The following is a 13883-nucleotide window of genomic DNA, read 5'->3' on the forward strand; positions in this document are numbered from 1 at the left end:
GAATAGCTCAATGACGTTCAAAACTGACTAAGGCCGGTTTCTTCTTAGTCAGGACCTTACTTAACATCCAAGGCCAGACAAGACAACTTGTGGTCGATTATGTAATGATTCAGGAAATTTACAGCTCTGGTTCTGTACCTATGCTCTCAGTGCCTTTTCCTGTCATTACCCTGCTTGCTTTATTTTTGCTGATGGCAACAGTCTTTTCTGGCAAACCATGCAATAACGGCGCACTGCGTTTCCTTTCGGCCTGCATCATCCTGGTTTCACTGAATACCATTCGCTGGGAATACGATTCTCACTTTCTGAGGGATTTGCAGTCTGTTATGGCCATGCTATTACCTGCGATTGCATGGCACACTTTTGTCCCACTTAACGACAACAAACGCAAACATGACTTATTCGTCATGATTGTGCCAGTCCTCGTATCGCTGGCGATCAGATTGGTTTGGGCTCCTGTGACTGACTTCATTCTCAGCCTGCTTTTTTTCAGCTACGGCGTTGGACTGCTCAAAAAAGCTTTTGTGAATGAGCAAAAACTAAAATTCAATCGCCTGAAAGAGATCCCTCAGCAAGCTAGCCTGACGTTCTTCGCAGGAAGCTTTCTCTGCCTGTCGGCACTGACAGATCTTCTCATCGCAATTGATTTTGATATCAGTGGCGGAAAGCATGCCGCTTTAATAATTCTCATCACTCAACTTTTGCTCTTACCGATTGTTGGTGTGATTATTTACAACTTCATAAATTCGCATCAACAATTTGAGCCAGATATCAGGCAGGAAAAAGATACCACCGATGAAAAAGCGCCAGCAGCTGATATGACTGAGTTATATATTGTGCTGGAAAAAAAGATCCATGAATCTGAGCTCTATCTTGATCCCAATCTGACCCTGGCTCTTCTGGCAAGAAAAACCGGCGTACCCGCCCGCAATTTTTCTGCAGCGGTTAACTCTGTCAAACAATGCAACGTTTCTCAGTGGATCAATGGGTTCAGGGTTGAACGGGCAAAAGAACTCCTGCTTAGCACATCATTACCCGTTACCCATATCATGCTGGAGTCCGGATTTATGACTAAATCGAATTTTAATCGTGAGTTTCAGCGGCTTTCAGGACTTTCCCCGCGTTTATTTCGCCAGCAGGCGCTTGATAATTCAGTACAGAATTCAGAAAAACTGTAATTTCAGTCGTTATCGTCTGATGCAGCGCGGTTCTGTCCGCGTCCTTATCGTCATGGCAAACAATGCCATCGCCCGGAGATTCATCATCAATAATTTTCTCTGCACCGGGTTTACATATTTGCATAAAACTGAAGTGTGTTGCGCCTTTAATGAGGATGTATTTCCGCAATGATACACGCATTTGATTAGCAAGATATTCAGATTCCTCAGGCGCTGGAAGTTCGCCCACCATACCGTTGCCTGCCGCCAGAATAAGTACGGGTATGTTAATTTTGCTAAGGCTTACGGGCGTAAAACCTGGTGCTAAACCAGCATCAAGTGACACGACGGCTTTAATTCTTTTATCTTGCCAGTCAGATAAAAAAACGTTGCGGGCTGAAGCGTCATCTATTCCAAGCCTGATTGTCAGTTTACAGTCTCCGCGAAGTACGTGTCGCTGACAGTCATGCAGGAGGCGTAACGGATCAAAACGTGCACCAGCCAGCGACATGACTGTCCATCCGCCAAGTGAATGACCTGCTGCAGCTATGCGCGCCGGGTCTACTGTGCCAGTTAATTCTGAAGATTGACTGACGAAATCAATTACCCGTGAAATTTCACCAGGGCGCCGCCATAGTTTTCTGGCATCTTCAGGATTGTGGTTAAAAGTCGTCGTGCCGGGATGATCAGGTGCAGCCACAATATATCCCTGCGCGGCCATTGCTGAAGCAAGCCAGGAGAGATTCCTCCAGCTGCCATTAAACCCATGTGAAATGAGTAAAAGTGGATGTTTTCCAGATGCGGGTACAGCATCTCGGATAATGTCCGTGCCGACAAAGGCGGCGTTCCCTCCAACCGTTTCACTGACTCCTTTTTGCACCGCCGCCGGATACCAAACGGCTACGTTCAGGGGCACTCCCTGATCCCCTTTTAATGTCACCTGGCGGAAGCCTGGCGTTGCATGAGCCTGCAAAGAGATGATTAAAACCGATAATGCGATAAACGCTGCTCTGAACAACATGATGAATGCCCTGCTGTGATGAATGAGCCCTATTAATAACGGGCAGCAAGGCACCGATGCGTCCTTTTACACGATCCAGGTCTTTAAAAGTGCAAAAATGGCGGTTAATTATGCAGCCATCCAAACTTGATAGCGGCGACAATACACCATGGCGGGTCAGAATCTTCCAGCAGTAGTAATTATGAAGTTACAGAAATCATTGACCCTCTCCTGAAAAAAGCCCCGACACAATATGCCGGGGCGTTCTGCTATTACTCTTTCGCTATCGGCGTCTCACTCACATCAATCTTTGTATCACCCTGAATAGTTTTAATGCGTTTCTCAACGTCATTCACCTGCTGGCTGTTATGCAGCAAGGTATAGGTCAGATCAAACGAGGTGCTGGCACCGGGCTGCAATTGCTTAACGCGTTTCTGTTCGCGCTCAATCGTGACCGGATAAGCATAACTGGTGCCCGGCTCAATACCGGTCACGTAGCCCTGTTTTAAGGTGTCGGTATTTTTCCACAGCGTAAGCATTGGAAGCTGGCGGGTATCAAACTGAATGGATGCGCCGCTGTTTCCGGCTTTATTTATCACTGCAGCTACGGTCTGATGATTACTGTCAGAAAGGGGTTTGATGTTGAATACCATCTCATCGAAGTCTTTGGTCGGCCCTTTGTAAGTCTGCCAGTCTTTTAATCCGGCTTTTGCGTAATCATTAAACGGGCTGATGCCGGACATCGGTGCCAGGAAACGTGCACCCTCTTCAAGAATAGGCTTACCGAAGTTGCTGTGATAGATGATCTGGTAATCGTGCGGATAGTCAGCGTGATTAGTTAACACATCATGCAGGCTGAAGCTGTTACTGCCTGGCACGTAACGCAGTTCGGTCATCGTCTGCAAATCGGTTTTCTTGAAGGTGCTCTCTTTAATCAGGCCACGAATACGGATTTCATGGGGCGCTGCATCTGCCACTTCAACTTCCAGTTGTGAAACCGGCGTGTTACCTGCTTTACCGTGCAGGGTGTAGATGCGGCCCTGGTCAGTCACCGGATGACCGGTCCATTCGTAGCCGCAGCGCACCATCATTTCATTGAAACCGTCCAGCCAGCCCAGGCCGTTGCGGCTTTCCAGATTGATGTAAGCAGGATTGACCACCTCTTTGACCGGTGAATCCCAGCCCATACGCGTACCAAAGCCTTCGACGCGCAGCAGGTTCATGCCACGGGTGGGACTGAGCGTGATAGTCAGGCCATCCTGACTGCGAATCGTCAGCGTTTTACTGCCTTCCTGTTTGCCGCCGTGCAGAACTTTTTGCTCGATGCTGAACGGCTTGCCCTGAAACTTCAGCTCACTACTGGAAATCTGCCAGTTTCCCTGATCTGTGCCCTGTTCAGCACTCGTCAGCACCCATGTTTTTGCGGCTGCAGAACCAGAAACCAGAACCGCTACTACCGTTAACGCCAGTTTAATTTTCATTATTTACCTCATTTGCTGAATCGTTTTTTCATACGTTAAGCGGAATTTACTGGTTGAGGCTCACCAGAAACGTGACGACGCTCACCTGCCGGTAAATCGGCAACGTCCAGAGGAATAAATGCGGGTTAAATCACATAATTAAGCAGCCAAAAAGGAATAATCGCGACCAATTTAATGTTAAATCCGGACTTAGCTGTATTCGATTCAGCTTTGTGAGCATTTCCCTGACCCTTTCAGCCAGACCACCTAAATCGAATAAATCGTAAAAATATTTCAAAACCCCGCAACTTTTTCCATTTTTGAACGAACCTTTTATCAGAGACGTCAGGCAACCCCGTCTGTTCGTCAATGGAGAGAGAAATGCCAATGAAAAACACCCTGAAAACCCTGGCCGTCGCTACGCTGCTGGCACTGAGTGTTCCGGCAACATCTGCCTTTGCGGCGTTACAGGTCGGTGAAAAAGCGCCAGACTTCAAACTCGACGCCGCACTGGCGGGTAAATCGACCACCTTCTCTTTGCAGCAGGCTCTGAAGAAAGGCCCGGTTGTACTCTACTTCTTCCCGGCGGCGTTCAGCGCTGGCTGCACGCTTGAAGCGCATGATTTTGCCGAAGCGTCCGATGAATTTAAAAAACAGGGTGCGACCGTGATTGGTGTCACTGCCGGCAATACCGATCAGATTGCTAAATTCTCTCAGCTGGAATGCCGTGACAAATTCACCGTGGCAGCCGATCCTGGCGCTAAAGTGGCGGCTGAATACAAAAGCACCATGGAGATGAAAGGTCAGAAACTGTCCGACCGCACCTCTTATGTGATCGCGCCGGATGGCAAGATTCTGCTGAGCTTCACCGACAAAAATCCTGATACGCATATTCAGAAAGCGATGGATGCTGTTAAAAAATATCGTCAGGCCAATCCGGCATAACTTCATCTTCTGAGCAGGTATATCATGCTGACTGCGATTGCAGCTGCCTTTCTGGGTGGCATTATTCTGAACCTCATGCCCTGCGTGTTTCCGGTAATCTCGCTGAAAGCACTGAGCCTGATCCGCCATCACGAATCGCCCTCTCACGCCCGCGCAGAGGGCCTGGCATTTCTGCTGGGCGTGGTCCTGACGATGGTCGCCCTGGCAGCACTATTACTGCTGGCCAGAGCGGGTGGTGCGTCCGTTGGGTGGGGATTTCAGCTGCAATCGCCGCTGGTCATCGCCGCGTTAATTCTGGTGATGCTCGGTTCAGCACTGAATCTGCTCGGTCTGTTTGAGGTCGGCTTGTCGGTTCAACGCGTTGGCGAAGTGGGCGGCAATCGTGCAGGGTTAATGGGTTCAGCCCTGACCGGTGCACTGGCCATCATCGTTGCGACGCCCTGCAGTGCGCCATTCATGGCCAGCGCGGTGGGTTATGCCCTCACCCAGCCTCCGCTGATTAGTCTCATTATCTTTATTTCGCTGGCGCTGGGCTTTGCTGCGCCTTTTACCCTGATATCGTTCTTCCCGGTGCTGGCGCGCATATTGCCTAAACCGGGGGCCTGGATGATCACGCTGAAACAGGGCCTGGCGTTTCCTATGCTGGGCGCGGTGGGCTGGCTGATTTGGGTTCTGGAACGTCAGGCAGGCTCGGCAGCGCTGGCGGCGATTCTGGTCTGTTGTTTGCTGTTTAGTTTTGCCGCCTGGCTGTATGGCATGGCACAGAAACGCCGTATGATGGGACAGCGCCATGTTGTAATGCATGTTGCAACTGTGTTCTTCCTGGCACTCGTCGTCGTGCCTTTGCTGAACCTGAACCGTTTTGCCAGCGCGCCTGCTGAAACGGAAACCGCTTCACAGGCTGCAGAGACGGTCTCCTGGTCGCCGCAGAATGTCGACGCGATTAAAGGTCAGGGCAAGCCTATCCTGGTGAATTTTACGGCATCATGGTGTATTACCTGCCAGGTAAACGATCGCACTTCACTTTCGACGCAGGCGGTCAAGGCCGCAATGGCGCGGACGAATACCATTTACATGGTTGCAGACTCCACCAAATATAATCCTGATGTTGAACAGGCGCTGAGTGATTTCGGACGCGGCGGATTGCCGCTCTACGTGGTCTACCCGGCTGACGGCGGAAAACCGGTAGTACTACCGCAGGTCCTGACGCCGGGCATTGTCATTTCAGCGCTCGATCAGGCAACGGAAAAAGGAAAGAAAACCTGAGACGATTGACTAAGCGATTTCCTGGGACGTTTCCAGGCCACTGTCACTGTGTGCTGAACTGCTGATGACGAATGTCAGAGACTGATCCACGCGCACAGCAGTGGCCTGCCCTGATGGCACGGGCGCAGGCGGGCGACAGAGCAGCCTATAACCAGTTACTGAAAGCGATGGTTCCGGCCATCCGTGCATTAGTGTGCAAAAAAATCCGTGACGAAGTGCTAGTCGAAGATGTGATTCAGGAGACGCTGCTGGCGATCCATCGGGTTCGCCACACCTACGATCCGCAGCGCCCGATACTGCCCTGGGTTGCAGCAATTGCTTCTGCACGGACCATTGATACGTTGCGTCAGCATGGTCGACGTCAGGAAGTACAGGATGAGGAAGCGCTGCAAAGACGCCCGGCTGAAAGCAGTGAACTCCAGTCTGATAACGATATCCTCTCCGGTTATCTGGATATCCTTCCGCTACGCCAGCGGGAGATTGTCGAATCCGTACATCTGCGTGAGCAGAGTCTGGCGCAGGCAGCTGCTGAAACCCATCAGTCTCTCTCAGCGGTTAAATCCCTGTTGCATCGCGCAATGGTCAATCTTAGAAAATATGGACGGGGTGTGCATGAGAAATCATGACCAGTTAATTGATCAGCTCAGCGCCTCTGCGCAGCCGGTGCAGCGCGTCTGGCCTGTGGCCTGGCGCGTCGCGGGCTGGATCGCGCTTGCCCTCCCTTGTGGCGCGTTGACCAGTTGGGCGTTTCACAGCCGGTTTACTGACTGGTCGCAGCCCGGCGCGTTTTTCGCGCTGGTTGCCGTACTGCTGTCTCTCATCATCGCGGGAAGCACACTTGCGGCAGCCTTTACGTTGAGCATTGCAGGCAGGAAACCGATCAGTCCGCGCTGGCCGCTACTGCTGGCTGTTTTGTGGCTGGGGCTAAATCTGATCAATATGTCACCTGAAGCCCCGCCAGCAGGTGCTGGTCGGTTTGGTGAGGGGATACACTGCTATCTGTTTATGCTGTCGGCCAGCGTGCCGATGATGTTGATGTCGGTGATCGCCCTGAAACGCACCCGTTCACTTTATCCCGCGCGCAGTCTCGCGCTGAGCGGCTGCGGCTGCGCGTTTACCTCATCAATGCTGCTGTCGCTGTGTCATGACACTCATCTGCATATTATTGATTTCTCTATGCATCTGGCCGCAGGCATTACTATTGTGGCGCTGACGGTGCTGGCCGGACGCCGCTGGATTCAGCTGGGAAAGTAATGACTTTGTTTATTACTCTGCAACCAACTCAATCAGGTTTCCGTCAGGATTATGCCGGGCGGGCAGAGACAGAAGATCACGGACGGCACGGTCGGACAAACCGCGATCGACCAGATCCCGGGAATTCTATCTGATCAGGCATTTATTAGCGGCTGTGCCATGAATCCGGAGGCCGGGCTGACCGGTTTTAACGGCGCGATTTATCGTGGCTAAATGGCATGAAATCGCAACGCGGGTCGTGGAATAAAAGCGTGATAAACAACGGCATGAGGTGTTTGAGGCTGAAGAGAGGGGTGTGAACCTGCGCAATGTTCAGCACGGAATCAACTCGCTCCTGCCGGCGCGCGACAGAGGTCAGCGAACACCACGCAGAAGCGAGCCTGCTTCAGGTTACAAATGCGCCGCGAACCACGACGTCTGCACCTTTATCACAGACGCGAAGTGCTGACCGCTGTAAATATCGTAATGACGGGCCTCTTCGGCCACAAAGAGCTGCTTATTGGTTGCGGCGACCGCATCAAACAGCGCACGCCCTTGTTCCGGCGGATTCACGCTATCCTGACCGGCGACCACGACCAGTGTCGGACAGGTGACCTTCGCGGCATTGATCGCGGGTTTGTAGTGCAGCGTTTCCCGGACGGTTAAAAACGGGATTTTGATGTCCATTTTCGGATGCTTATGCCGGTTCTCCTCAAAGAACGCTTTTGACTCTTCATCGTTCAGCACGCGAGTAATGGCCACAAACATCTCTTTGCCGCTGTTCTGCCGCTTTTGATCCATCTTCTCCAGCGTAGCAATAAAGCCCGCCTTCTCCGTCGCGTCCAGTTGCCCGGTGACAATCTCTTCCCCATCCGCAAAGGCGAGCTGGCTGACAACACATTTCACATCCGGGTTATTCGCTGCCGCGCCAAAGATGTGACATCCGCCAAAAGACGTGCCCCATAAACCTATTCTGCTCGGGTCCAGCGCCGGTTGCTGTTTTGCCCATGTGATGACCGAGAGAATATCAGCGATCTGCATCGCAGGCACCAGACGACCCCGCTCGCCTTCGCTGTCACCAAATCCACGGTAGTCAAATGTCAGTGTCGCGAAACCTGCCTGGGTAAACGCCTCTGCGAACGCAGGCAGTAAAATCTCACGGATTCCGCAAAAGCCGTGACACAGAATAATCACCGGGGATTTAGTGGTCGCTGTGGGCTGACGCAGCGTCAGCACAATGCCTTCCGGCAGTGTGTGGGTAGATAATTCCATCGTGAGTCATGCTCCTTGCTGAGGTTAAAGGTCAGAAAATTCAGCTAGCACCCTTTCACATCCCCACCGTTTTTACTTAGATCCAGATCAGACTGCTGACACCTTTTGTCTGAAATGCGGACAAATCCGCCTCCGATGCTGCTAAAACCCGGGCTTTGGCGTAGGCTGAAAGCTGGGTGTTTCATTACACAGGAGATCATGATGCAGAATGAAATGACAGCGCAATGCCACTGTGGTGCCGTTGCCTATAAGGTGACGCTAAAGGATGGCTTTAACACGGTGCGCCGATGCAACTGCTCGTTTTGCCGGATGCGCGGCGCGGTAGTGGTGTTTGCAACCAACGTTGAGCTGACGCAGGGTGAAGCGCACCTCACAGAATATCGCTTCAACAGCAAAGAGGTGGGCCACTACTTCTGCTCCGTCTGCGGCATTTATACTTTTCATCAGAGCCGCTCACAGCCCGATCAGTTTGGGGTTAATGTCGCCTGTCTTGAGGGCGTTTCACCGTTTGATTTCACGGATGTGCCGGTCTCTGATGGTATCAACCACCCTAAAGATGGCGGCGCGGGCGGTGTAGCCGGTCATCTGGTCTATACCCCCACGCAATCCTGAATCACCGCTGCCTTTACTACTCCCGGCTGGGCTTGCCGCTAAAGCGTGTGATTGGCTTCTCCTCTTCACGGTCAATCTGCTGAGAGAAAACCTCGAGTGCCGCGAAGAGTGGCCGCAGTCCACGCCACAGATCCTCATCATTAAGTAAGCGGATGATGCCACGGATGCCCGGCGCGGCTTTTTCCTGCCGCGCCTCATCCCGAGCCGGCTTAACGGCCATTGCAGCATCACGCACCGCCAGCAGTAAGTGATTAAAACGCTCTGGCGGCACGCTGCCCAGCGTCATCATCAACAGTGACAGGTTTTGCAGCGCATTTTGGGTGCCGGGCTGATTGAGACCTGAGACCAGAATTTTCCCCACGTCGTTATTTGATTTAACGAGATCGTTCGCCACCCGCAGAAAACCCTGCTGGTGGAGATTTTCAAGCAACTCGTCCATTGCCTCCCGGGCAGTGGGCTCGGTGCGTGTGGGCGGGACCTGATACTTCATCCGTTCTGCCATTAAAATTTCTCCGGTTTTTCAACGTGTTCAGGCGGTTCACGATAACCTGCCTGCTGCCATTTTTGCTCAATCGGCAGGTGATCCAGGGGTGTTCGGCTACCATGACGGAAATTGTGTAGCGGCACCGGATTAGGCTGCGGGCGTCGATCGACGCGCGTCATGTTGACAGCGATCTCTTTGTAAGCGGGCGTGTTGACGTCAGGATCGTGATGTTCACCAGTCAGTGCATTAACGCCATCAGTACCATGATGAATTGGCATGAACAGCACGTTACCCGCCACACGGTCTGTAATAACCACTGGCACATCCAGCGATCCCCGACGCGAGGTAATCCGTACCCACTCACCTTCAATGAGCGCGCGCGAGGCTGCAAGTTCCGGTGAGATCTCAACAAAGGCATTAGGCGACAATGACATCATGCGGCCACCCTGCCCGGTCTGATTCATTGACTGGAAATGCTCCAGCATTCGGCCATTGTTCAGCAGCAGATTGTATTCGGCATCCTCCTGCTCAGCGGGCGGCTGCCAGCTCAGCGGATAGAGGCGCGCTTTACCATCCGGGAAATTGAACCGTTCTGTATAGAGACGGGGTGTGCTTTCACCTTCAGCGTTAACCGGCCAGAGTTGCGACTGCCAGCCTGCCAGTTGCTCATAACTCACACCCGCGAAAATCGCTGCAATGCCCGCCACTTCGGCCATAATCGCGCCGGGATTCGGGTAATGCCATGGATGTCCAAGACGCGCCGCGAGATCGGTAAAGATTTGCCAGTCAGGACGACAATCACCCAGTGGCTTCATGGCAGGAGTAAAATGCTGAATGCGCCGCTCGGTATTCACAAAGGTGCCCTCTTTCTCCACGCTGGGCGCACCGGGCAGCACGACATCGGCAAATTCGGCGGTACGCGACATAAAGATGTCCTGAACCACCATAAATTCCAGCTTGCTGAAGGCGGCATGCACCGATGTGGCGTCGGCATCCGCAAACGCTGTCTCTTCCCCGGTGATGTACATTGCACGGATTTTACCTTCACCGGCCTGCTGCACCATTTTGAAGTTATCGGCGCCAGCCTTATCGGAAAGCGCATCAGGAGAGACGCCCCACGCGCGCGCCCATTTTTCCCGGATCGACGCGTCGGTGACTTTTTCATAGCCTGGATAGCGATTGCTGAGGCAGCCGAAATCACTGGCGCCCTGCACATTGTTGTGACCGCGCATCGGATAGCCGCCCGTGCCAGGCCGACCATAGTTGCCGGTGACCAGCAGCAAATTCGATAGCGCGGTACTGGTGTCTGCTCCGTGGCTGTGCTGGGTAATCCCCATCGCCCACAATATGCAGGCGCTACCCGCGTGTCCGATCATCTCCGCCGACTCTTTGAGTTCGGCTTCACTCAGACCGCAAATCTCGCTGGCATAGTCGAGCGTAAAGGTATCAAGCGAGGTGCGATACTCTTCTACCTGATTAACCCGCTGTGCCAGAAACGCATCATCGGCATAACCGTGGTCGAACATATATTTCGCCATCGCCGAGGCCCAGACCAGGTCCGTGCCAGGTCGGATGCGCAGATAGCAGTCCGCCCGTTCCGCCATTTCATGACGACGCGGATCGACAACCAGCAGTTTCTGACCGCGATGTTTGTGGCTCTGTTTGATGTGGGACGCAATCACCGGATGGTTCTCGGCCAGATTACTGCCGACCAGCACAATCAGTTCGCTCTCCTGCAGATCCTTTATCGTTCCCGCATCACCGCCGTAGCCCACGGTGCGAAACAGCCCTTCTGTCGCCGGGTTCTGACAATAGCGCGAGGAGTTGTCGACATTGTTAGTGCCGAAGATTAAGCGGGCGATTTTCTGAGTAAGATAGGCTTCTTCGTTGCTGGCTTTGCTGGAGCCAATAAAGCCAATCGCATCGCCACCATAATTCTGCGCGATGCCCTGCAATCCTTCAGCTACCCGCTGCAACGCCTCATCCCAGCTGGCGGGCCGGAACCGGCCATTTTCGCGGATCAAGGGCGTCGTCAGACGCGCCGGGCTATTAACAAAATCCCAGCCGAACTTACCCTTAACACAAGTAGAGATGCCATTAGCGGGCGCGTCCGCCACCGGCTGAATTTTCAGGATGTGACGATCGCGGGTCCAGATCTCAAAGCTGCAGCCCACGCCGCAATAGGTGCAGACCGTTTTAGTGCGTTTAATCTCCGACTGCCTCAGCGCCACATCGATGTTGGAGACGCCGGTGATCGGCCCCATGCCGATACTGTTTTCCATCGTTTTGACGAAATCGATCAGCGGGCGCTTCAACCCCTCATCCATTGCAGTGAACGGACCCGCATCAGGCTGCATGGTCTTTTCCAGTAATGCATTACACGGACACACTGTGACGCAGTGTCCACAGCTGACGCAGCTGGAACCGGCGATTTCTGTGCCGCCATCCCAGAGCACGCGGGGATGTGCCTGGGTGTAGTCAATAGAGAGTGTCTCATTGACCTCCACATTCTGGCACGCCTCGACGCAGCGACCGCATAAAATGCACTGGTCAGGATCGTAGGTATAAAACGGGTTAGAGTGATCTTTGGCGTAGGGTTTGGGCTGATGAGGATAGTACTGAATCGGAATGTGCATATCAGCCACGGTATTATGCAGCGTGCAGTCACCGGTGTTGTGTTCACAGACGGTGCAGTAAAGCTCGTGACGGTTGAGCAGTCTATCCATTCCCTCCTGTTGCGCGGCCCTCAGCGCAGTACCTTCACTCTGTACCGAGAGCCCCTCTTCAGTGCGAAGCGTGCAGCCGCGAACCCGCTCGCCATTGGCATCCACCCAACAGACATCACAGCTTTGCAGCGGCGGCAACGCCGGGTGGTAACAGACATGAGGTAGTTTTTTCCCGTGAGCATCCAGAAAGTCGATTAGCGGTTGATTAGCTAACCCTTTTAACCGTTCACCATTAAAGAGAATGGTGCAGTAATTTTCACTCATATAAGCCTCATGGCGTCATTGCGAATAGCGTCCTGCTGGAAAAATATCCCTGAATTTTGAGGGTTGCTTCACAAGCTTAGTGAGGATTAGCAGCCGCGCCATGAATACCGCTACGCTTATCAGGGTTACTTACTGACTGTTAAGGGTTTTTTAAATGTAATGACTTCTTACCACGTGAACCACGTCATGTTTTCCCTTACGGCAGGACGGCAGGAATCACCGTTATCGGCATTTTTGTATTGCTAAGCGATAAGCACCCGATGGCTGATGATAAGGTTAACTATGAAATGATTTGTATGTTGTAACTATATGGTGAGCAGTTTGATATTCCTTTCTGACCCCGTACAAACATCAGCATTAACCTGGTTCTCTCTCATTAAACCTGTCGATTAATCCACTATCGAATCCCTCTGGAATTTGTACCAGTTAATATCTGAATCCATTCAGTGCCGTCCCCATTGAATTGGGTATTAAGGCATGCTGAAACGGTTTAACCCGTTTGAACAGCTTATGGATTAATTACGCACCTGACCTGCACAGTTTTCCTTGTCATTATCCGATCATGAATACATTGCAATGATATGGCGTTTCAATAAAAACGTATGCGTTCTCTAGCCAGAAAGCCCTGAGCCACGCCACGGTAATTAGTGTATATTTTAGCCATTTCAATCAGTGAGTTATCCGAATTTTAACAAGCTGTTAATTATAAGATGATAATGATTTTCGTTATGGTAATATCCTCTTAACCCCGCCCGATGCCCTTTTATCCGGGTCTCTTTGCGCGTCATGCTTAATTCCGTGACCATTAAAACGCTGGCTGAAATGAGGTCTTTATGAATTCCATCGTATATATCGTTGATGACGACGCCGCGGTGACTTCTGCACTCACTAATCTCCTCATCGCCGACGATTACACGGTTATCTCTTTCTCTTCAGCTGATGATTTCCTGTCTCACGCGTTAACGCCCCTTCCCTGTTGCCTGATTCTGGATATTAATCTGCCTGGCGCAGATGGGTTTGATGTCGCCCAGGCGTTGATCGATCGTGGCTATGCTATTCCCACGATTTTCCTGACCGGCTTCGGGACCATTCCGGTCACCGTGCGGGCGATGAAAACTGGCGCTTATGAGTTCCTGACTAAGCCCGTCGAACCTGAGCGTATTTTGCAGGCGGTCGCGGAAGCCTTAGAGATTGCAGAGCAGAATCTGGCCTCTTCTCAGGAACGGCGGGAAATTGTGCAGCGGCATCAGACCCTGACGCCGCGTGAATCCGAGGTGATGCTGCTGGCGATTAGCGGTCTGTTGAATAAACAGATTGCTGCAGAGATGGGCGTCAGTGAAATTACGGCTAAAGTCCACAAGCGACGGGTAATGGAAAAAATGAATGCGCGTTCGCTCACCGATCTGGTGCGGGCGGCAGAGCGGCTCAATATTGAACATAGCCGACGCCGCTGAAACCCGGCAG

Annotated in this window: 13 protein-coding genes; 8 read left to right on the plus strand and 5 right to left on the minus strand. The window is 52.3% G+C overall.

What is annotated here, in order from left to right; all coding sequences use genetic code 11:
• Positions 1-104 precede the first annotated feature (104 nt).
• A complete protein-coding gene (locus tag KTJ90_RS20605) occupies positions 105-1178 on the plus strand; it encodes a helix-turn-helix domain-containing protein (RefSeq protein WP_080601082.1) in 1074 nt (357 codons plus the stop codon).
• On the opposite strand, the gene KTJ90_RS20610 is transcribed toward KTJ90_RS20605, so the two are convergent.
• Both KTJ90_RS20610 and KTJ90_RS20615 read right to left on the minus strand, forming a co-directional pair.
• Entirely contained in the window at positions 1084-2178 is a 1095-nt protein-coding gene (locus KTJ90_RS20610; protein WP_080601083.1) for an alpha/beta hydrolase family protein, read from the minus strand. The two genes, KTJ90_RS20605 and KTJ90_RS20610, sit on opposite strands and share 95 nt — an antisense overlap.
• 251 nt (positions 2179-2429) lie before the next feature.
• On the minus strand, positions 2430-3638 hold the full coding sequence (locus KTJ90_RS20615) for an aldose 1-epimerase family protein (protein ID WP_003855157.1): 1209 nt from the start codon (positions 3636-3638) through the stop codon (positions 2430-2432).
• Between the two features lie 360 nt (positions 3639-3998).
• Between KTJ90_RS20615 and KTJ90_RS20620 the strand changes: the two genes are divergently transcribed.
• The 5 genes from KTJ90_RS20620 (at position 3999) to KTJ90_RS20640 (ending at position 7295) form a co-directional block, all read left to right on the plus strand.
• Positions 3999-4562, plus strand: coding sequence for a peroxiredoxin (locus KTJ90_RS20620; RefSeq protein ID WP_003855159.1), 564 nt, complete (start codon positions 3999-4001; stop codon positions 4560-4562).
• A gap of 24 nt (positions 4563-4586) precedes the next feature.
• On the plus strand, positions 4587-5828 hold the full coding sequence (locus tag KTJ90_RS20625; protein ID WP_003855160.1) for a protein-disulfide reductase DsbD family protein: 1242 nt from the start codon (positions 4587-4589) through the stop codon (positions 5826-5828).
• Between the two features lie 71 nt (positions 5829-5899).
• Positions 5900-6454 carry a sigma-70 family RNA polymerase sigma factor gene (locus KTJ90_RS20630; protein WP_003855162.1) on the plus strand — a complete coding sequence of 185 codons (555 nt, stop codon included), beginning with the start codon at positions 5900-5902 and terminating at the stop codon, positions 6452-6454.
• On the plus strand, positions 6441-7082 hold the full coding sequence (locus tag KTJ90_RS20635) for a DUF1109 domain-containing protein (RefSeq protein ID WP_003855164.1): 642 nt from the start codon (positions 6441-6443) through the stop codon (positions 7080-7082). Before KTJ90_RS20630 ends, KTJ90_RS20635 begins: the two co-directional genes overlap by 14 nt.
• A gap of 51 nt (positions 7083-7133) precedes the next feature.
• The gene (locus tag KTJ90_RS20640) at positions 7134-7295 is read left to right on the plus strand and encodes a hypothetical protein (protein ID WP_003855167.1); all 162 of its coding nucleotides are present in this window, start codon (positions 7134-7136) and stop codon (positions 7293-7295) included.
• Positions 7296-7472: 177 nt separating this feature from the next.
• Here the strand turns inward: KTJ90_RS20640 and uilS are convergent, their stop codons facing one another.
• Positions 7473-8333, minus strand: coding sequence for a UilS family quorum-quenching N-acyl-homoserine lactonase (uilS, locus tag KTJ90_RS20645; protein WP_003855169.1), 861 nt, complete (start codon positions 8331-8333; stop codon positions 7473-7475).
• A gap of 201 nt (positions 8334-8534) precedes the next feature.
• On the opposite strand from uilS, the gene KTJ90_RS20650 reads away from it, so the two are divergent.
• Complete coding sequence (locus KTJ90_RS20650) at positions 8535-8945, plus strand: GFA family protein (protein ID WP_003855170.1); 411 nt, start codon at positions 8535-8537, stop codon at positions 8943-8945.
• Between the two features lie 16 nt (positions 8946-8961).
• Here the strand turns inward: KTJ90_RS20650 and KTJ90_RS20655 are convergent, their stop codons facing one another.
• The gene (locus tag KTJ90_RS20655; protein WP_140915711.1) at positions 8962-9447 is read right to left on the minus strand and encodes a helical membrane plugin domain-containing protein; all 486 of its coding nucleotides are present in this window, start codon (positions 9445-9447) and stop codon (positions 8962-8964) included.
• Positions 9447-12419, minus strand: a complete 2973-nt coding sequence (gene fdhF / locus KTJ90_RS20660; RefSeq protein ID WP_499026747.1) for a molybdopterin oxidoreductase family protein — start codon at positions 12417-12419, stop codon at positions 9447-9449. Before fdhF ends, KTJ90_RS20655 begins: the two co-directional genes overlap by 1 nt.
• An 833-nt stretch (positions 12420-13252) precedes the next feature.
• Between fdhF and KTJ90_RS20665 the strand changes: the two genes are divergently transcribed.
• Positions 13253-13873 carry a response regulator transcription factor gene (locus KTJ90_RS20665; protein ID WP_003855175.1) on the plus strand — a complete coding sequence of 207 codons (621 nt, stop codon included), beginning with the start codon at positions 13253-13255 and terminating at the stop codon, positions 13871-13873.
• Positions 13874-13883: the final 10 nt, after the last annotated feature.

This window comes from Pantoea jilinensis (assembly GCF_019104105.1).
Lineage (GTDB): Bacteria > Pseudomonadota > Gammaproteobacteria > Enterobacterales > Enterobacteriaceae > Pantoea > Pantoea eucalypti.